The sequence below is a fragment of the Photobacterium obscurum genome, from assembly GCF_026191635.1.
Taxonomy (GTDB): domain Bacteria; phylum Pseudomonadota; class Gammaproteobacteria; order Enterobacterales; family Vibrionaceae; genus Photobacterium; species Photobacterium obscurum.
Genome location: NZ_JAKRRW010000014.1, coordinates 11,764 through 32,278, shown reverse-complemented (window position 1 = coordinate 32,278; position 20,515 = coordinate 11,764). Strand labels below are relative to the sequence as shown.

Sequence of the window (20,515 nt, the reverse complement as noted above, 5' to 3'; positions counted from 1 at the left end):
TATATCATTATTGTCCGTCCAAAGTGCAGTGGAACCTCCATGTTTATGATTTAGCCAAACTGTTTCAATATGCTTTGAATTACTAATGTCGAACATCACATTAAAACTAAAATTAAGGTTGTCACAGCTATTTGGTTTCTTTGCGAGTGTAGAAAAAGAAAATAATAGGAAGATTAGGTTAGATATTATTATTAGTCTTTTCACTGTATATCCTTTGCCCATGTTTCCTGAGTTCTTGATACCTGCAGGTTCCCCGAACCACAGGTTGCGGTGCTTTCTAGATAAAACATTGCAATGGTTGAGCCGGCTCTTGATACCGTGCTTGGCGTACAGCTGACCGTTGCCGTACAGTTATAATTCTTAGCGGGCGTAAAAGCAGTGTTATTTACACAGGCAGTTGCAACCGCCGCGCTTACACCGACGGGGAATAGCTGACTCAGCATCATTTCATTGCCGGAATGGGCAAGAAACCAAGCCCGGGTGCCCAACACTTCCTTGGTCGTTGTATCCTGGCTTGACCAGTCGATACGGATCATCGCTGCCGCCATCACTGACATCACCACAATGACAAAAATAGAGACGATCAGTGCGCCGCCCCGTTGTTTGCAGCGAGAGTTTCTATAGGACATTGATCACCTGCACACTGTGGTTGTAATTGGAGGTTTCCCCCTTCTGGCCATTTTGACTGGTACGGGGATCTGCAAATTTCAGTGCCATATGCACCACACCATTACTATTGAGCCCGGCTCCGCTTACCTCTACCTTAAAGCTATCCAGCTTATTGCTGATTATCACTGCATCCCCATCGTTTTCCTGGCGGGTCAGCAACCTGTTACCATCGAAACAAAAAGAGACCTGCTCACCGTAAAGGTACAGTCGCTTGGCGGGTGACTGGCTATTGATAGGATTGGTATAACTTAATGTCCCGACTCCGCCTGAGATCGTGGCACTAACTGCTGTCGGTTTTAGAACTGCGCCGTATTGCTCCGCAGAAGCAAAGCCGACCGCAATCCCTGAATTGGCTATTTGGGCTTTTCCATCCTCATCCTTTGCAGCCCACAAGGCTTGCTCATCTTGCCTTGGAACAATCTCTATTTCGCTAGCGGTACTTGAAGGCTGATCAAAATAAAAGGCTGAAAGGTAAACCGGATAAAAAGACAAGCAGCCATCATTGATTCTGACACTGTTAGGCGCAGCATGGCGGACTTCACGGCTCAGCCTTTCGATAACAAAACGCGCCTCTGACTGCAAACGCTCGCGATCCACAGTACTGACGTAACCACTAGCCCCTAAACGCAGATAACTACCGATCCCGAGCGAGATAATCGCTAAGATAACCAGGGCGATGATCAATTCCAGCAGAGTAAAACCACGATGAGTTCGATAACCATCATGCATCAGTAGTTACTCCTATAAGCAATAAACTCATAGTCGCCATAGCGGGTAGTACGAACATGGACTGAAATACGTTTATGGTTGGTCACCGCTTCGGCATCGGTGCCGGTAAAACCGTCATCATAGAAGACATTTACTTCCGCCCAGATATTTTGATAGTCACTGCCAGGAATAAAATCTGTGAGCTCGCCAACTCTTGTAAAGTCACTCTTGTTGCATTGCGCTTGTGTTCCCCAACAACCAATAAAATCATCGACATCATCGGCTAAAGCGATATTTAACAGGCCACCAGTAACCTCCCTACTTTCACCACCAAGTGAATTGGCTACAGTACAGTCGACTACCAATTCCGTTCGAGGGTTCGTTTCACCGCAACGCACCACGCTGTCACCATTGGGATCGGAAGCACTGTCAAACTGGCGGGAGAGTATTTCATTAAGCATGGCATGGCCTATTGCCGCAGAGCGAGCCTGATAATGCGGAATCGCTGAGCGTTCGGCCTGCGGGAACAGAAAACTGGTCAAGGTCACCATGGCAATTCCCATGATGACGATAGCCACAATGCCTTCAATCAGGGTAAAGCCTTTTTGCACAGATATTTTTTGCATAGAACGTTTCATTGGGGCTGTTAACTGCTCCACTCACACCCCCCTTCATCAATAAAGCCTTCACGGTTTATACACATACTGAGAGTGTTATTATCTCGCGATTGCAAGTTTATTTGGCAACCATCATCACAAATACGCTCTCCTGCACTATTTACGGGCCTTCCCAGCAAATCAAAATACAGGGTATTAGCTGACGCATTTAACAGCGTAAATCGTACCCGGCTAGTGTCTCCCAGCAGTATTCGGCTGGAAGTATCAGCAACAGCCCTAGCAGGGCAAGCCGTACCGGTGATTAGTCCCATACAGGATGAAGTGTCAGCTGTTCCGGAAATAACTTTCAGCGGGAAGTTGGCTCTTTGGCTGCCGGTGGCCTGCATGGCGGTAATCTGGATCTGTCGGACTATGGCAATTGCCTGATCACGGGTAACAAAGGCATCAAAACTACTTCGCCCGCTCATCTGCGAAGCAGCCGTCACGCTGATGATCCCGACAAGAATGATCACCACAATGAGTTCGATTAAGGTAAAACCACGCTGGTTATGCTTACCGCCGGGCATTATTCACCCTGAATGAGATTGATAGGAATGGTTGGATTCTATTTAATAAAAGTGTGGTAATTGCCACACTTTTATTAAATAGAGCTCCGAAGAGCTCTATTTCTACTTATTTACACGCATTTTCTGGCACAGTTACAGTCGCACCAGCTGTTGCTGTTGCCTGAGTGTACTGCACATAACAATTAAAGTTACCAATTGGGTTTGGAATTGTCTGATTAGCAAAAGTATATTTAATACTTTTTGAACCTGTAGTTGTTACAGCATCAAACGCTTGCCATTCATTAGTATTACTAATTCCATCAACAACCAACGCTAAAGCTGCTGATGTGGCATCAGGGTAACCATAAATAAGAGGTAAAGTACTTCCAGATGCACTTATTGCACCAGTTGCCCCTTCTTGACCTTCAACAGCAGCCTTACCGTAAGTAATACCACCCGCACCACTGATTGCCCCTTTCAGTCCCTGCAGCGCAGAATTACGCGCATCATCCTGCAGGTTCAGGAAGCGTGGCGCTGCTGTTACCGCCAGAATCCCCAGAATAACAATCACAACCACTAATTCAATTAGCGTAAAACCGCCTTGACGTTTCATAACTTACTCCTAATTATTTTAAATTGACTTCGACACGGCCAAATGCCGGTTTATATGTAAATGAATGTCCGGCCTCGACATTAATCGAGCCAGAGCCATCCGTCCCGGCCGAAGCCAGTTGGTAATAACGACAAAGCTTGGCTGAATCTTCAGTTTCCACTTTAACGTAAAACAGGTAATTACCACCGACCGCATCACTGCTGCTGGTTGTTGCCAGCGGTGGGTTTTGTAGCAGGTTGTCTAGCAGAGCCAGACAGTCCGTATTCGTAATGGCATTAAGTTCGCTAGTGCCACTATCAAGTGCATACGGATAACCATCTCGTACACTGTCATCCGTTGTAGCCTTGGTGAGCAAGAACTCCGTACCGTCATAATTCACCAAGTTTTGACCGTTACCGTCAGCAGGACGGCCATAGGCTTCCCATTGAGCTCGTGCAGACAGTGCTGCGGTCGCAAAACCACCAGCCACACCTTCAATCGATGCTTTTTTTGCCTCATCGGTCACCTGTAAAAAGCGTGGCAACGCTGTTGCCGCCAAAAGGCCGACAACAATAATCACGATAACCAGCTCAACGAGGGAAAAACCACTTTGTTTTTTCATTGATAAACCACTCATTTCGTCAGGATAATGACGCTTAACCCGTCAAAAACCCGTTAACACGTATTGTCTCATTTTCATAAAATAATTCCAGCCACTTACCGTCAGTTATTTGATAGTGGCACGAATTATATTGTCCCGATCTCGTAACCTTTTCTATTACAATGTCAGCATAAGCAATAGAGTTGGCTCTTGATGACAATAGTTGCCAGGTTTTCTCACAGTCAATGTGATTATCCAACTTGATAATTGGCCACCCAAGCTTGGTAAAAGTGTACTGAATGCCCTCTTTTTCAGAGTGCAGTGGTTTATCACTCAGCTCCCACAACTGACGGAGACTTGACGCACTTTTATAGAATGTCTGCACCAGTACTCTTAATTGGGTTTGCTCGGCTTTTTCATTTACCTGATGCCATTGCACCATCAATACCGCCACAATGGACAAGCTTGCTGCGAACCAAATAAAATGATGGAAGCGCTTTTTCTGCAGCCGGTTAAACGCCTCTAGCCACATCGAGCAGACTCCACATTGGTAGGAAAATACCGAGCGCCAAGATCAGCACCATGATCGCTACAATGAAGAGCAGGATCGGCTCAATACGTGCAGTCAGGGTTTTCAGATCGTAATCGACTTCACGATCATAAAAATCCGACACTTCCAGCAGCAAATCATCGACCTGACCGGTCTCCTCTCCCACCGCAATCATCTGCAGCACCAAGGGAGTAAAGACCCCTGACTGGCTAGCAGTACTGGCTATACTGTTGCCGCCTTCAATACCGTTTTTCATTTCAATTAATCGATTTTCCAGAAAGCGGTTGCCCAAGGCTTCAGCCGACATCTGGATCGCCTGGTTAAGTGGAACACCGGCACGGATCATCAGGGAAAATGTCCGCGAGAAACGCGAGAGCTGTGCCCGGTTAACAATACCGCCGACCACAGGAATTTTTAACCGCCAGCGATCCCATTTTTCGTTCCCGACCGGCGTCTGGCGCCACACTCGGATCCCAATCCAACTCGCGACTAAGGCACCAAGCATCAAAGGCCAATAGTGAACAAAAAAGTTCGACGTACCAATCAAGATCCGGGTCGGCAATGGCAGATCTACACCAAAACGGCTGAACATTGAGGCAAACTGCGGGATCACCTTGACGTTCAGCACCACCATCGCCAGCATGATCGCAGACAGCACAAAGATCGGATAACGCATCGCTGATTTGATCCGGCGACGGGTTTCCATTTCCTGCTCGTAATAGTTTGCCAACTGCAGCAATGATTGATCCAAGCGACCCGTGTTCTCACCAACATGGATCATCGACACGAACAGCTCGGCAAATACGCGTGGATGCTGCTTCATCGCCACCGATAATGGGCGGCCATTGGTTAACTCGATCGATACCGCATCCAGCGTTTCCTTCATCAGCGGGTGGCTGGCACTCTGGCTCAAGCCCTTGATGGCACGTAACAACGGTACACCGGCCTTGGTCAGACTGTATAGCTGACGACAGAAGATCACTAAGGCTTCAAGCGGGATACTGCTTTTGAATAACGACGCGAGATCCAATCCCGCCCTCTTGGCGCTACCTTGACGGATTTCCAGCGGAATGATCCCCTGACGCATCAGCAGATCGGCAGCCGCATCCTGGCTCGCCGCCTCGATCTGTCCGCGCTGTAATTGGCCTTGCTGGCCGCGTCCGCGGTAGTTAAATACTGGCATGCTCTACACTCCTACCGCAGGGTCACAGTACGACATCGTCGTAGTAATCCCCTTCGCCCAATAGCAGTACTTCATCCAAACTGGTGCGGCCATCAAGCGCCAGATCCATCGCAGACTCAATCAGCGGTTTGTAACCTTCTGACTCACGGGCAATTTGGCTGAACAGCACCGCATTGTTATCGCGCAGTGCATCCATCATCGGCTGATTCAGCTCCAGTAGTTCAAATACTCCGATCCGCCCTTTATAACCGGTAAAGTTACAGGTCTGGCAGCCTCTTCCGCGTTGGAATTCGCGGTGCTGATGCTGCGGAAAACGGGCTTTTAACCACTGCTGCTTGGCACCATCCACCTCATCGTTTTCGACGCAGTCCTTACACACTCTGCGCACTAGTCGCTGTGCCAATACTGCACGGACGGCACTGGCTACCAGATAACCCGGCGCTTCCATATCCATCATCCGCAGCGCACTGTCGATCGCATCATTGGTATGCAGGGTCGACAGCACCAGGTGACCGGTCAGCGCCGAACGCAGGCCGATCTCCACCGTTTCCTGATCACGCATCTCACCGACCAGGATAATATCGGGATCCTGACGGAGGAAGGTACGCAGGATCGACGAGAACGTCAGGCCGATCTTGCTGTTAACCTGTACCTGGTTCACTCGCGGCAAACGATATTCCACCGGATCTTCGGCAGTGATCAACTTCTTGCCCGGTTTGTTCAGCTCGCTCAACGCACCATACAAGGTGGTGGTTTTACCGGAACCTGTCGGGCCGGTGACCAGCATCATGCCATGCGGACGTTTTAGCTGGCGACGAAAGCGCTGCAAAATCTCATCGGGCATGCCTATTTCTTCCAGGCTCAAGATACCAGCCGACTGATCGAGCAAACGCATTACCACCGATTCACCATGCTGGACCGGCATGGTCGAAACACGGACATCCACCGAATGGCCACGTACCTTGACATTAAATCGGCCGTCTTGCGGTAATCGCTTCTCAGAGATATCCAAGCCACTCATCAGCTTGAGGCGCAATACCAGCGCCGCCGACACACTGGCTTCGTTAAGCAGGGTTTCGTGCAATACACCATCGATACGCTGGCGGATCCGTAGTACATCGGCATCCGGCTCAATATGGATATCGGAAGCACCAACCTGAATCGCATCTTCAAACAGGGAGTTGATCAGTTTGACGACGGTAACTTCTTCGTTATCCTCGTCATCAAAGCCAAAACTAAAGTCCGAGCCACTCTGATGCTCAGCCTGTAACTGCTCGGCAAACGAAACAATTTCCTGGGTACGGCGATAGTAACGGTCAAAGGCCGCAATCAACTGGCGTTCCGGTGCAATCACCAGCTCAACACGGTATTGGGCTAGCTGATCGTAAACCGCTTCCTGGGCAGCCAGATCCGCAGGATCACTCATCGCGACCCGAACAGTGTCACCACGGTGACCAATTACCAGCACGCGCAAACGGCGGGCGTGAACTTCCGACAACATAGACACCGACTCGACATCAACCGAAACCCGGGTCAGGTCGACCAGCGGAATATCCAACTGACGAGACAGAAATGACAACATCTGCTGCTCAGTCAAAAATCCCATGCTGATCAGGGTATCACCCAGCTTGCGCCCAGTTGTCTGCTGCTTGGCCAGCGCCTGCTCCAGCTGATCCTGGGCAACAATGCCTTCTTCGACCAGCAAATCACCCAGACGTTTTCTTAATCGGATTTGCATCGTGCTTAGCCCTCCCGAGCTTCAAGCACCGCTAGGCGCTGTTGAATAAACTGCTGTGATTGCTGTGAGATCCGCCCCATCAGCAGCGCTTGCTTATATGCATCACTGGCTTTTTCTACTGCTTCGCTACGCTCCAGGGCGATACCTAACCCCATCCACCAGCGACCGTCATAAGGCTCATCTTTAACCAGCAGCTCATAGCTACTCATGGCCAATTCATTATTTTTGAGTTGTTGGGCCAATGCACCGCGCATCGCCAGATAGCCTCTATGATGTTGCGTTGGCAGGCGACTCAATACATTCAAGGCGGCCTGTTGCTGAGATTCATTAACCAATAGTTTTGCCATCGTCAAACGCAAATCCGGCTGCTCACCGTCAAGTGCCAGTCCCTGCTGCAAAGCTGCAATCGCCTTGCGGGTATCGCCACGGCCGTAATATAGCGCCGACAGTTTCTGCCTCGCCTTGACCCACTCCGGCTGGTACTTCAGGGCCGACTCAAGATAACCGATCGCTTTGCGGCTATCGCCTGACTTCAGGGCTTTCTTGGCTTTCTGGTATTCAACATTCGCCAGTTGCTCGGCATCCAACTCGACAGTTTCGATCATCAGCCCTTCTGTCTGCTCTTGCGGCTCAGCTTCAACAGCTGCAAGTTGAGGTGCTTTTACAGTAACTGCTGCTTTGGGCGCTTGTTTCTCTGCCGTGGCTACTGGCTTGGCAACCGCCTTTTTGACCTCAGCTTTTTTCATTTCTGCCGGCTTCACCACAACTTTGGGTGTTGGATTCGACTTAGCGACAGCAGTGATAACTTCATGTTCAGCTTTAAGTTTGACCTTCTGCTCACGCTGAACTGGCATACCTTCTAGCGCAACATTTGTGCCTTTCGTCGATAGGATTTCCGGTACATTCTCCACAACTAGCTGTTCAGGCTCAGGCAGCTCAATCAACGGCTGAGCCTCCGTTTGTTTCTCTGGTTTATCTGTCGCCACTACAGCAGGGAGCATTTCCTGGCTTTGTGTACCTAGCCACCACCCGGCACCACCGGCGATCACTGCCACACACAACCCCGCAGCCAACCACAATGGACCATTATTTTTCGGCAGTGGTTTCACCTTTGCTGCTCGCAGCGGCGCAGATCCCGCCTGGTTAATGTTGTTTTGTTGGCTCAGCGCATTGAGCTTTTTATTAATCTCACTCATGTTCAATGCCATCCCCATAAAACCGGGTACGTCCATTTCGGCTGACGTGCCCCTAATGTATCTTTAATTGCCATTAAGACTTCTTTACGACCTACTGATTGAATGTTGGCGCTACATGCTGCAATTAATGCTTTGTGGCAGAGTTGATTGATAAGCCGCGGGATACCTTGGCTCGCCTTCCAGATCTCACGGTATTGGTTAAGCTCGAACAAGGTCTGTTTACAACCGGCGCTGCCCAAACGAAATTCGATATAAGAGATCGTCTCGGCCAAGTCCAACGGACGCAGACAGGCCCTGAATGTAATCCGTTGCCGAAACTGGCGCATGTGGTGCTGGGCGAGGCGCTGATCTAATTCAGGCTGGCCGAGCAACACAATGTGCAGTAGTTTCTCGTGCTCCGTTTCCAAGTTTCCGAGCAGCCGGATAACCTCGAGCGCATCATCCGATAACGCCTGGGCTTCATCGAGCAGCACCACCACAGACTTGCCTGCCGCTCTGCGCGCAATCAAGGCTTGCTGGAGGTGCTCAGTCAGAGTGGTGTTGTCACCCTTGGCGTCAATATTCAGCTCTTTGGCCAGTGCCACCCGTAACTCATGGCCGTCAGTTGCCGGCGTGGGCAGGTATGCCAGTTCAAACTGTGGTGGCAACTGGTTGATCAGCATTCGGCACACCAATGTTTTTCCGGTACCAACTTCACCGGAAATCTGAATAATGCCCTCCCCCATATCCAACGCCGCCAGCGTGGTTTGGATTGCCTCCAGATGAGGAGGCAACGCATGAAATAGCGACGTATTGGGTGTTAGGGTGAACGGCAACTCATTGAGGCCAAAATGCGACTGATACATGACTTATCCCTCTTCAGGGAACCATTCAGTAACCAGCGAGCGAGAACGCTCAATCTCTTTTTGCCAGGTTTGCTCACCAACCACTGTGGGTTTAAGCAAGATCACCAGTTCAGTTTTAGTCTGGATCTTATTCACGTTACGGAACAGGTGACCCAGCATCGGGATATCACCCAATAGAGGTACTTTAGAAACCTGATCACTGGTCGCTGATTTCATCAGGCCGCCAATCACTACCACATCGCCGGTACGCGCATGGATCACCGAATCCGATTCACGCACCGAGCTTTTCGCCAAAGGTAGTTTGTATACGCCAAATGCCGTACCCAAATCGATCTCTTTTGTTTCATCCACTACATCGACAACTGCCGGATGGACATGTAACAGCACCCCGCCCTCATCATCGATTTGCGGCGTCACATCCAGCGAGATACCGGAGAAAAATGGCGTTAGTTCAACTTCTGGGGCAGCTGTACCACCATCACTGTTCACTTCTCCCGAATTCACTGCAGTGACAAAATACTGGTCTCCACCAACTTTGATCACAGCTTTCTGGTTGTTAGCAGCCGTTACTCGTGGGCTGGAAAGGACATTCAGATCGCCCTGGGTATCAAGGAAGCTCAATACTGCGTCAAAATTACCGTCAGAGATAGTGATATTGGTCTGCCCGCCAAGCAGCGCTGCAATCGCATCGCCACCAGGTAAAGCTTGAATCGGATCGGTCGTTGGACGGCCAAAGATAATTTCGGTACCACCGATGGTCTTGGTAATATTGCTCCAGTTGATCCCTTGCTGGTAACCGTCACTCAGGGTGACTTCCATGATTTTCGCTTCCAACACCACTTGGCGTTTCAGGCGCTGCTGCGAGATCCCTAGAAACTCTTTCACTTCGCGCAGTTCATTCGGGAAGGCACGTACCGAGATCAGGCTCGCCTGTGGCGAGACAACAATGCTACGCCCCTGACCGCTACCGATCATCGCCTGAACAGCTTTTTCCAGTTGCTGCCAGAAGTCACTTTCGGAAGTTGTTTCAATCAGGGTTCCCCCTGTGGCCGTACTCGAGCTTTTGTTGTTGCTGCCAGAATTATTGTTGCTGTTATTATTACTGTTGTTATTGCTGTTACTGCTACCGCTATTATTGCTGCCCGCTGAATTTGAATCACTGTTTGAAATCGAGCCTGTTGTTAACGAAGTCAACGACACACCATGGCGTTTTAGCTGCAGGTAATCAACAGGGATCACTTCCGTGCGTAATGTCGCCGGGAATACCTGAATAATATTTCCCTTGCGGGTGGTGTTATAGCCATAGATATCCGATACCACCTCAAGGACTTCATCCAGTGTCACATCGCGCAGCGTCATAGATATCCGCCCTTTGACCTCAGGATGGATCACCATGCTAAACGGAGTGCCTTTTACCAGGCTACCGAAGAAAGCCCGGGCATCGACATTACGGGCATTGACGCGGAAACGTTTCTCCAGTGCAGATGTTGACGCATAATCGCCTCCGTCCAGGCTCGGCATCAAATCGGCATTCACCGCCGATGGCAAATCAACTAACGGGCGACTGCTTGCTTCATTGGCCGCTTCATTCAGCGCCCCTTTGACTTCAACAGGATCGCGATGCCCCATGTTGGTTGAACAACCAATCAAAGACGCTAAAACTATCCCAATAACTAATCCACGCATGTTAACCACTTCATTCTTTTAATTTGTTTTTACAATGTCGGCAAACAGCTCTAAGCGCCACTTTTTCCCGCCGCGTGTAACTGTGACATGATCATCTTGAATTTCTGTCAGGGTATATCCGCTGACCCGCTGTCCCAACTCAACCGCCACATTATTGAGAATAACCGTACAACTGCTGAACTCATCACAGACGATACTCTGCAACTGAGGCAACCGAGTCCGAGTTGATGACTGCTTTTTAGCCGGGGCCTGCCAACCTAATGGTGCCGTCGGATCCTGACTGGCCTGAGCATGGCCGGACAGCATACCTAGAATGACCACTGTAATTAAACCTGACCTAACCACCAATGAAATCCTTACTCTCACCTAATGTGTAAACATCTAACTGAATATCGGCCCAAGGGTACTTATCCACCTGATAATTAAGACTCCGCCAGTAATATTTCACCGGTAATGATTCAAGCTGGCTCAGATAGCTAACCACATCAAAATAGCGGCCACGCAACGTGAGACGAACAGGATGAATATAGTAGCCTTCATCTTCACCGCTGATCAGCTGTACCGAAGGCTGAGACTCCAACGATACCAACTTCAAGCGATCCGAACGCTGGAGTACCTGCTCCATCAGTCCGGACATCTGCATTGGTGTCACCAAACTGGCAACCCTACCCTGTAACTGTTCATCCAGCGCTGTATTTTGACGCTCTAATTGGTCAATTTGTTGTTCAATATCGCGATTCGGATCGGCTTTCAGCTTGCGCTCAATCAGAGTGATCTGGTTAGTACTGCTAGTTATATCATTGGCTACTGAAACCAGCTGTCGCTTGGCCGAGGTCAGCGCCTTCATTTGTGGCTCGACAAACAGCACAAAACCAACAAACAGTAAGGCAATCAAACCTGAAACCAGGATCAGCCACTGTTCACGACGAGTCAGCACATCAAAGCGGTCGCTTAACTTCTGCCAGCTGTTCATGATTTATTCTCCTGTTCAGAGCCACGTTCGGCCAGCAACTTAAATGTCACAATATTTTGCTTATTGCGTCCCAGCGACATCAGCTGAAAACGCCGATCAGACAGACCGGGATAATTCTTAAATGCCTGCAGCCAACTTGGTACCGAATCAGGACTGCGGGCCAAGCCTTCTAAGTCCAGCAATTTACCCGTCACCCGAATACGGTTGATCGAGATATCGCCACTGGCCGCATCTGACAGTTGCTGCAACATTCCGGCATAGCCCACCTTCAGGCTGTCATCATGCATTTCAATCGCCTTTAACGTGGCTTGTTTGGCAGCCAAATGGTGTTCTAAATTACCTGCCAACTCTACTTTCAACGGACTCGGCACATGCTTAGTCAATGCCGCTTTTGCCCGATCAAGTTCTGACTTCTTACTGGCTAAACGACTCTTTTCAGCGGCAAGTTGCTGCTGTTGCTGATAGTTATTCCAGCTATACCAGCCAGCCATCGTCCCCATCAACAGCGCGGTCAACGTCCAGGCCAATACAACATTTTGCAGTGCCAGCCATTGGGTTTGCGGTTTCAGGACATCGCTAAAAAAATTAATGCCAGAATCCTCGGCCTCCGACAGTGCAGCCCAGGCGATTCGCGCCCCGTTACTCGACAATGCCGGATGAGAGGGTGCCACAGCCGCAACAGCCACACTCAGGCGCTGGCTCAGCTCCGCCGCCAAAGCACTGTCATTATCATCATCGCAGGAGATCAGTAGCTGGGTAATCGGTGCATCTCGCAGCTGCGAACTAAGAAAATCCAGCGAGCGTTGCAATTCAAGCGCCAAGCTATCCAATTGCAGATTATGGCTCTGCGTGCCATCAAGCTGATCCCCAACGGCTTGCTCAGCAAGCAACGGTACTGAAAATCCACGTAACTGACGCTGGAAACACATTTCCTGTTGCTTGAAAGCAGTTAGTTGCAAATTGGCATTATGGCGACGATGCAACACCAACTGGCTTAATGTCGCTGCCGTTAACTGCCCCCAAGCAACCTCTTCAGCCGTGATCGACAACAACTCACATCCGGCATCGCTACAAATTTCTATAAGCTGCTCAACCTGTTTACGGTTGGTAACAAAGACTTGCAGGCGATCTTTCAACGGAGCCGGAAAACCATCGGCCACTAACTCAAGTGGGGACTCATTAACCAAGTCTTTAACCAAGAACGGTAATGCCGTCGGGTATTCTTCTCGAGGTAATTCCGGCTTTTCAATCAGCATGCTCTGATATAAACCATGCCCAAGAACCAGACGTAGGGCACAGCCCTCCAAGTGGTGTCTTTCGAGCAGCGATTTTATCGCCCCTGCCCACTCACCAGCTGTCGAGATACTAACCTCGTCCGTTATCCATTCTCGCCCTGATTCATAAATAACAGTGATGGAATCAGAAAAAACAGCAAGACTGGCATATTTGTCCAGGCCTTTCTTTTTAAAAAACTTATTAAACAATGACTTAGACTTCATGAAATTCCAACACTGATCACAAAACATGCCGATTTTGCAGCTAGAAAGAAATAACAACTAGAGGGTGTCAATAATTTGACCATTATAACCAGCTTTTATTGATAACATAGTATTTTTTTGTCAGCTGCCGCTATTATCTAGAACAACGACTTACCGTTCTTATGTATTTCTTTGGGCTCACTCTCAACGGATACTTCTGCCGCAAAATAGCGCCCCTGCCCTCCTTGGACTCCCAGTTGCTTCAACACCCGCCACTCTTTCTCATTTTCAACACCGACAGCTATAACCTGAGCATCTGAGTCCGCAGTAGCTCCCAGCATACTTCTGACAAACAACTGGTTTTCCTGACGCTGGTCGATTTCCCGCACCAGGCTCCGGTGCAGTTTAATGTAGTCAGCCTTGATATCCTTGATATAGTGGGTGCTCACGATTGTTCGGCCAGCCTGATCGACCACAAGTTTACAGCCGAGACCGACCAACATCCGTGCAATGGGCCTCATCGCATCAAGATGCTTTACTAACGCACCTTCAGAAAGCTCAAACGATAAACGGTTTAATACCGTACGGGGGGTTTGCAACAGTTCAACACGCAGCCAACGGACAAACTCTTTCTCCAGCAGCGCCTCAACACTGACGTTCACCGACAAGGTATCATTGCCCGGCTGCCCCTTTAATAACTGCAGGGCTTGGCCAATCACCAGCTTGTCCATTCTAGAATTAAACCCGACTTGCTCGACAGCCGACAAAAAACGAGAGGCTTTAATGATCATGCCATTTTCATCTTTGATCCGCGCCAAAAGTTCGCGGTGGATAATGGTTTCATCATCCAGCGCCAATACCGGCTGTTGATACAGCATTGGGCCACCGCTGCTAAACACGGCATCCAGCAGAGTCCGCCAGCGCACACTGCCTCGGGCATCCTCCCATTGTTGATCTTTTTTGAAGGCGTACCAGCTATTGGTGCCCTGAAGCTGGGCGCTACGCAGCGCCATGTCTGCCTCGTCCATAATCCGGCCACGGCGCTCGCCACTAGACCAGAACGACACTCCCAAGTGACACCAGTTATCCGGTTGCAATGGTGCTGTCGGTACCAGCCTTTCCAAGGCATTCATCAGTTGGTTGGTAAATAGCTTGACCTCTTTGGCGGATTGCTGCGACAGCAAGATGGCAAACTCGGCATCAAAATACCGTGCAAGGACGGTATCGGGATAACGCTGGATCTGGTTCGATAGGATCATGCCGACATCTTGGATCAGCTCATCGGCGACATCTTTTCCTTTCTCTGCCAATAATTCATCCCAGTCTGAAATCCGGATCAGGATCACCGCCCCGTGGGTTTCCTGATCCTGCACCATCGATTGCAGACGGCTGTCAAAGAGCACCCGGTTAGCTGCGCCCGTTAATTGATCCAAGAAGGTATGGGTACGAATAAAGGTATCAAAGCGACTTCGCTCCTGACGAGCATCCTTGAGCTCTGCAATCATTTGATCCAGTGCCAAGCTAGCTGTTGCCGGCCATTCCTGCTCGTCCCCCACTGCATTATCCTCGACCTTACCAGCCAGAATTAAGCGTCCCCGATGCTCCAGTAGCTCGGAGCCATAGAGCTGCTGGCGCAGCCAATTCATGCCCCATACCAGCCCCATAATGATGATCACAATAGCAAGGCTTATCGATGACATGGCACCGATAGAATAGGTAAACGTGGTATAGGGAGGGATCGATTTCAAATTGATATAGAAACCGGGGTTATGGTTCAGCTCGTAGTAGCTCTGGTGCAGAATATTCGGATTATTGACCGGCTGAAGCCCTTTAAAGGCATAGACAACACCAGCCGAACTCCCAACCTCCAACTCAACGACATTACTGGCTTTCAGCAGCTTGGGCAGCCAGCGAGACAACGACTGTGATCCTTGGGGATCGGCCAGTTCCTGATCAATCACCTCGACGATCCCGTCAAGATAATGCGTCAGATAGTCCTGTCCCAGCTTACGAAAGCTGACAGCTCCGCCGATAAATATCACAAAGATGGCACAAATAACGATGAGCGTAACAAAGGCAACCAAGCGGTTAGTTAGCTTCATCCCTGAGGCTTTTCTCATAAGGATCCAATTTTTGCTGAAGAAATAATTTCTGGACTGACTCGTGATCAGGGACAGTCCAACGGAGCATACGGGCTGATATTGAAAAATATCATCCCATCGGCTGCAATGTTAGTGCTTTGGTTGGCAATTTAATAAAGTGTTAACTAGAACCGAACTCAATAATTAACTCTCCATCAATAAACCAGATCGCCGCCCTGTTTGTTATTATCGCCGTACCGGTTTCAGTAACAGCTTGTGAGTTAGAGAAATATATGGATTGGATCACATGTACCACCAGCTTTGTCACCGTTGTCGATCAGGGCTCTTTGGCACAGGCGGCAACAAAACTCAATACTTCCAGCTCCGCCCTGTCAAAGCGTCTGTCCTGGCTTGAAAAGCAGCTCGGGGTACAGCTATTAAAGCGTACAACCCGAAGTCTGACAGTGACAGACGCAGGAAAGCTGTTTTATCAGCGCAGCGCCCGGCTGCTTGAAGACTGGCACCAGATGCTGGCTGAAACGACTTCGACCTATGGCGAAGTCAGCGGTGTATTGCGGATCGGCGCCCCACTGGCCACTGGCAGCCGCCTACTGGTTCACTATCTGGCTGAATTTATTGAAACCTATCCCAATATTCAAGTGGAGCTGCATACTATAACGCCAGGACAGCTTCCCGATCTCAATCTCGATGTTTTCATCAGCCGGGAACTCTCTGACTTCAACTCATCAAGCTATATTGCCACCCGGTTATTCAACTTCCAGGCTGGTTTTTATGCCTCTCCCGCTTATCTGGAAGACAGACCACAGATTGAAACGCCTGAACAGCTTACTCAGCATAACTGCCTGTTGTTTGGCACCCATGGCCATGAGCAGGAACATATTTTTGAAAATAACCTGCGCTTGCGCCTGCGCGGTAACTTTACCACCCAGAACCCGGAAGCCCTGGTTGCTGCAGCAGTCGCTGGTATGGGGATCATCCTGACCGGCGAGAACATGGTAAAAAGAGAGCTCAGCAAAGGCCTGCTGGTATCGGTGCTACCGGAGCTGAAGCAACCGGTCAATTCCGCCTTTGCCTATTACCCGAAGCTTGAATATAACCATGTCAAAACCAAACTGTTCATCGATTTCATCAAACAGAAAGCCAACTCAGCATAAATCGAAGATAACTTTCAATCCGCAATACCTTAGACAATAAAAAAGCAGCGACTAGCGCTGCTCTTTTCTCTGACATTAAATCAACATTCGTTAATTAGAACGGAATGTCATCATCGAAATCCATTGGTGGCTCATTGTACTGCTGCTGTGGCTGCTGAGGAGCCTGCTGCTGTGGTGCAGATTGTTGCTGAGGCGCAAAGTTCTGCTGAGGCGCTGCGGCAGGTTGTTGAGGCTGACCCCAGTTACCTTGCTGCTGTTGCTGGCCACCCATTGGAGCGCCCATACCCTGACCACCGCCCTGACGGCCACCTAGCATCTGCATAACACCGTTGAAGCCCTGAACCACGACTTCTGTTGTGTAGCGATCCTGGCCATTCTGATCTTGCCACTTACGTGTCTGTAGTTGGCCTTCGATGTATACCTGTGAACCTTTACGTAGGTATTCACCTGCAACTTCAGCAAGCTTGCCAAATAGCGCTACACGGTGCCATTCAGTTTTCTCACGCTGCTCGCCAGTTGCTTTATCACGCCATGATTCAGAGGTAGCAATAGTAATATTTGCTACTGCACCACCACTTGGCATATAACGGATTTCTGGGTCATTACCTAAGTTACCGACTAAGATAACCTTATTTACGCCACGACTGGCCATACTTAACTCCAAATCTGTTTGCGTACTATCAGATTACCAATAGCCGCTTAGTCAAAGTTTATACTTAATCGCGCAGTTTATCATGCAGACACGGTTTAGGCATAGAGCTCAAACTGTGTTATCTGACGCAATTTCTCTTTGCTTTCGCTCAAGCTAAAATTCATCAGTCTCGAGCCCGTTGTTACGACACATAAAAACGAGAATATTAGCTATAGGGGAGCTAACCGGTCCCACCAGCCTCAGTCTAATTTTTACCCTTTATACTGTATCTTTATACAGTTCATGCTTTCAAGCATTTCCTGGCTATGCGATAATGCAAACCAATTGTCAGTCATATAATAAAGCTCGCATACTATGGATAAGATCGAAGTCAGGGGTGCCCGAACCCATAACCTCAAGAACATCAGCCTCACGATCCCCCGGGACAAGCTGATTGTGATCACCGGCCTGTCTGGTTCAGGTAAATCCTCACTAGCCTTCGATACCCTGTATGCCGAAGGGCAGCGTCGCTATGTTGAATCCCTGTCGGCCTATGCCCGGCAGTTTTTGTCCTTGATGGAAAAGCCGGATGTCGATCATATTGAGGGATTGTCCCCGGCCATTTCTATCGAGCAGAAGTCAACCTCGCACAACCCTCGCTCAACTGTCGGTACGATCACCGAAGTCTATGACTACCTGCGCCTGCTCTATGCCCGAGTGGGTGAGCCGCGCTGCCCGACCCACCATGTTGAGCTTGCCGCCCAAACTGTCAGCCAGATGGTGGATAAAGTGCTAGAGCTTCCTGAAGGCAGCAAGCTGATGCTGCTGGCGCCTATTGTCAAAGAGCGCAAGGGAGAGCACGTCAAAACTCTGGCAAATCTTGCAGCACAAGGTTATATCCGGGCACGTATCGATGGCGAGGTCTGTGATCTTTCTGATCCTCCGACACTGGAGCTGCATAAGAAACACACTATTGAAGTGGTTGTCGATCGCTTCAAAGTTCGTGATGATCTCCAACAGCGACTGGCTGAATCCTTTGAAACTGCACTGGAGCTATCTGGCGGTACTGTGGTGATCAGCCCGATGATCGCAGGCGAGCTGGATGAGATGGTATTTTCTGCCAACTTTGCCTGCCCGCATTGCGGCTACAGCATGCAGGAGCTGGAGCCTAGACTGTTCTCGTTCAATAACCCGGCCGGTGCCTGCGGCACCTGTGACGGCCTAGGGGTTCAGCAATACTTTGACCCAGAGCGTGTGGTGCAGAATGGCGACCTCAGCCTTGCTGGCGGAGCCATCCGCGGCTGGGACAAGCGTAACTTCTATTACTTCCAGATGCTCAAATCCATGGCCGAGCATTTTGGTTTCGATGTCGACACCCCCTTTAACGAGCTACCGAAAAAGATTCAGACTTTGATCCTCAGTGGTTCCGGCAAAAAAGAAATCGAATTCAAGTACATCAATGATCGTGGTGATATCACGGTACGCCGCCACCCGTTTGAGGGGATCCTCAACAACATGGAGCGCCGCTACCGCGAGACAGAATCCAATGCCGTTCGCGAAGAGCTGGTAAAATTTGTCTCGACCAAGCCATGCAGCAGTTGTCAGGGATCGCGGCTGCGCCTTGAAGCCCGCAATGTCTTCATCGCCGATACCACCCTCCCGCAAATCAGCGAAATGAGCATCATTGAAGCGCTGGAGTTCTTCAACCACCTGTCACTGGTTGGCCAGCGCGCACAGATCGCAGACAAGATCCTGAAAGAAATCAGTGATCGCCTGAACTTTCTGGTCAATGTCGGCCTCAACTACCTGAACCTGTCACGCAGTGCCGAAACCTTATCGGGTGGTGAAGCCCAGCGTATCCGCCTTGCCAGCCAGATCGGTGCCGGACTGGTTGGAGTGATGTATGTGCTTGATGAGCCGTCGATTGGCCTCCACCAGCGTGATAACGAGCGCCTGCTGAAAACCCTGACTCACCTCCGTGACCTTGGTAATACCGTTATTGTGGTCGAGCACGATGAAGACGCGATCCGCACCGCAGACCATGTCATCGATATTGGTCCCGGCGCCGGTGTTCACGGTGGCCAGGTGATCGCAGAAGGTGTACTGGAAGATATCGTCGAAGCCCAAGAATCACTGACCGGCCAGTACCTCAGCGGTACCAAGTCTATTGCCGTACCGCAACAGCGAGTCGAGTTCAACCCGGAAAAAACCGTCAAGCTACTGGGTGCAACCGGTAACAACCTGAAAAATGTCGATGCTGAAATTCCGGTCGGCCTGTTTACCTGTATTACCGGTGTCTCTGGCTCAGGTAAATCAACACTGATCAACGACACCTTTTTCCGCATTGCCCACCATCACCTCAATGGTGCAACCTCGGGTGATGCCGCCCCGTACCGCGAGATCCAGGATCTGGAGCACTGCGATAAGGTGATCGATATCGACCAGAGTCCGATAGGCCGAACACCACGCTCAAACCCGGCAACCTATACCGGGATCTTTACCCCAATCCGAGAGTTGTTTGCCGGAACCCAGGAGTCTCGTGCCCGCGGCTATAAGCCCGGTCGCTTCAGCTTCAATGTCAAAGGCGGACGCTGTGAAGCCTGCCAGGGTGACGGAGTGATCAAGGTCGAAATGCACTTCCTGCCAGATGTCTATGTTCCCTGTGACTCGTGCAAGGGCAAACGCTATAACCGTGAAACCCTGGAAGTACGTTACAAGGGTAAAACGATAGACGAAGTTCTGGAGTTAACCGTTGAAGATGCAAGAGAATATTTTGATGCAGTTCCCGCAATTGCAAGAAAATTGCAGACATTAATTGATGTCGGCTTATCGTATATCCGGCTAGGACAAGCGGCGACCACGCTATCCGGCGGTGAGGCACAACGGGTAAAACTCGCCCGCGAGCTATCCAAACGTGATACCGGCAAAACCCTGTATATTCTGGATGAGCCGACCACCGGCCTGCATTTCCATGATATCCAGCAGCTACTGTCAGTACTTCACCGTCTGCGTGATCATGGCAATACCATCGTCGTCATCGAGCATAATCTGGATGTGATCAAGACTGCCGACTGGATCATTGATCTGGGGCCCGAAGGAGGAAGCGGTGGTGGCGAAATCATTGCAACAGGAACGCCGGAACAGGTAGCGCAGATAGAAGGATCGCATACAGCACGCTTCCTTAAACCGCTACTACCGGTTTCCGGTTAAGACAAAATACTAGGGTCGGTTTATCATTTACCGCTCT

General features: G+C 49.9%; 19 protein-coding genes. 2 read left to right on the top strand and 17 right to left on the bottom strand.

The window, feature by feature from the left end:
* Positions 1 to 200: 200 nt before the first annotated feature.
* The 16 genes from MD588_RS16650 to csrD all read right to left on the bottom strand — a co-directional run bounded on the left by MD588_RS16650 (position 201) and on the right by csrD (position 15,501).
* Positions 201 to 629 carry an MSHA biogenesis protein MshP gene (locus MD588_RS16650; protein ID WP_265698624.1) on the bottom strand — a complete coding sequence of 143 codons (429 nt, stop codon included), beginning with the start codon at positions 627 to 629 and terminating at the stop codon, positions 201 to 203.
* Entirely contained in the window at positions 619 to 1,398 is a 780-nt protein-coding gene (locus MD588_RS16645) for a prepilin-type N-terminal cleavage/methylation domain-containing protein (RefSeq protein WP_265698623.1), read from the bottom strand. Before MD588_RS16645 ends, MD588_RS16650 begins: the two co-directional genes overlap by 11 nt.
* Complete coding sequence (locus MD588_RS16640; RefSeq protein WP_265698621.1) at positions 1,398 to 2,003, bottom strand: type IV pilus modification PilV family protein; 606 nt, start codon at positions 2,001 to 2,003, stop codon at positions 1,398 to 1,400. The genes MD588_RS16645 and MD588_RS16640 overlap by 1 nt, the downstream gene beginning before the upstream one ends.
* Before the next feature lie 20 nt (positions 2,004 to 2,023).
* Complete coding sequence (locus MD588_RS16635; protein WP_265698620.1) at positions 2,024 to 2,560, bottom strand: prepilin-type N-terminal cleavage/methylation domain-containing protein; 537 nt, start codon at positions 2,558 to 2,560, stop codon at positions 2,024 to 2,026.
* 106 nt (positions 2,561 to 2,666) lie between these two features.
* Positions 2,667 to 3,152, bottom strand: a complete 486-nt coding sequence (locus MD588_RS16630; protein ID WP_265698619.1) for a type II secretion system protein — start codon at positions 3,150 to 3,152, stop codon at positions 2,667 to 2,669.
* A 13-nt stretch (positions 3,153 to 3,165) separates the two neighbouring features.
* A complete protein-coding gene (locus MD588_RS16625; RefSeq protein WP_265698617.1) occupies positions 3,166 to 3,753 on the bottom strand; it encodes a prepilin-type N-terminal cleavage/methylation domain-containing protein in 588 nt (195 codons plus the stop codon).
* 34 nt (positions 3,754 to 3,787) lie between these two features.
* Positions 3,788 to 4,174 (bottom strand): hypothetical protein, encoded by a 387-nt coding sequence (locus tag MD588_RS16620; protein WP_265698616.1) that lies wholly within the window; start codon positions 4,172 to 4,174, stop codon positions 3,788 to 3,790.
* A 70-nt stretch (positions 4,175 to 4,244) separates the two neighbouring features.
* Positions 4,245 to 5,465, bottom strand: coding sequence for a type II secretion system F family protein (locus MD588_RS16615; RefSeq protein WP_265698615.1), 1,221 nt, complete (start codon positions 5,463 to 5,465; stop codon positions 4,245 to 4,247).
* 22 nt (positions 5,466 to 5,487) lie between these two features.
* On the bottom strand, positions 5,488 to 7,203 hold the full coding sequence (locus MD588_RS16610) for a GspE/PulE family protein (RefSeq protein ID WP_265698613.1): 1,716 nt from the start codon (positions 7,201 to 7,203) through the stop codon (positions 5,488 to 5,490).
* Positions 7,204 to 7,208: 5 nt separating this feature from the next.
* Positions 7,209 to 8,399 (bottom strand): tetratricopeptide repeat protein, encoded by a 1,191-nt coding sequence (locus MD588_RS16605; RefSeq protein WP_265698612.1) that lies wholly within the window; start codon positions 8,397 to 8,399, stop codon positions 7,209 to 7,211.
* A 2-nt stretch (positions 8,400 to 8,401) separates the two neighbouring features.
* Complete coding sequence (locus MD588_RS16600) at positions 8,402 to 9,244, bottom strand: ExeA family protein (RefSeq protein ID WP_265698611.1); 843 nt, start codon at positions 9,242 to 9,244, stop codon at positions 8,402 to 8,404.
* Between the two features lie 3 nt (positions 9,245 to 9,247).
* Positions 9,248 to 10,930: a pilus (MSHA type) biogenesis protein MshL gene (mshL, locus tag MD588_RS16595; RefSeq protein WP_265698610.1), complete on the bottom strand. Its 1,683-nt coding sequence runs from the start codon at positions 10,928 to 10,930 to the stop codon at positions 9,248 to 9,250.
* An 18-nt stretch (positions 10,931 to 10,948) separates the two neighbouring features.
* On the bottom strand, positions 10,949 to 11,236 hold the full coding sequence (locus MD588_RS16590; protein WP_407676589.1) for an MSHA biogenesis protein MshK: 288 nt from the start codon (positions 11,234 to 11,236) through the stop codon (positions 10,949 to 10,951).
* Between the two features lie 31 nt (positions 11,237 to 11,267).
* Positions 11,268 to 11,903: a type II secretion system protein GspM gene (gene gspM / locus MD588_RS16585; protein ID WP_265698608.1), complete on the bottom strand. Its 636-nt coding sequence runs from the start codon at positions 11,901 to 11,903 to the stop codon at positions 11,268 to 11,270.
* Positions 11,900 to 13,402: a PilN domain-containing protein gene (locus tag MD588_RS16580; RefSeq protein ID WP_265698607.1), complete on the bottom strand. Its 1,503-nt coding sequence runs from the start codon at positions 13,400 to 13,402 to the stop codon at positions 11,900 to 11,902. Before MD588_RS16580 ends, gspM begins: the two co-directional genes overlap by 4 nt.
* 137 nt (positions 13,403 to 13,539) lie before the next feature.
* On the bottom strand, positions 13,540 to 15,501 hold the full coding sequence (gene csrD, locus MD588_RS16575) for an RNase E specificity factor CsrD (RefSeq protein WP_265698605.1): 1,962 nt from the start codon (positions 15,499 to 15,501) through the stop codon (positions 13,540 to 13,542).
* Between the two features lie 254 nt (positions 15,502 to 15,755).
* Here csrD and MD588_RS16570 point away from each other — a divergent pair, with 254 nt between their 5' ends.
* On the top strand, positions 15,756 to 16,637 hold the full coding sequence (locus MD588_RS16570) for a LysR family transcriptional regulator (protein ID WP_265698604.1): 882 nt from the start codon (positions 15,756 to 15,758) through the stop codon (positions 16,635 to 16,637).
* 94 nt (positions 16,638 to 16,731) lie between these two features.
* Here the strand turns inward: MD588_RS16570 and MD588_RS16565 are convergent, their stop codons facing one another.
* Positions 16,732 to 17,289 carry a single-stranded DNA-binding protein gene (locus MD588_RS16565; protein WP_265698603.1) on the bottom strand — a complete coding sequence of 186 codons (558 nt, stop codon included), beginning with the start codon at positions 17,287 to 17,289 and terminating at the stop codon, positions 16,732 to 16,734.
* Between the two features lie 354 nt (positions 17,290 to 17,643).
* On the opposite strand from MD588_RS16565, the gene uvrA reads away from it, so the two are divergent.
* On the top strand, positions 17,644 to 20,478 hold the full coding sequence (gene uvrA, locus MD588_RS16560; RefSeq protein WP_265698602.1) for an excinuclease ABC subunit UvrA: 2,835 nt from the start codon (positions 17,644 to 17,646) through the stop codon (positions 20,476 to 20,478).
* Positions 20,479 to 20,515: the final 37 nt, after the last annotated feature.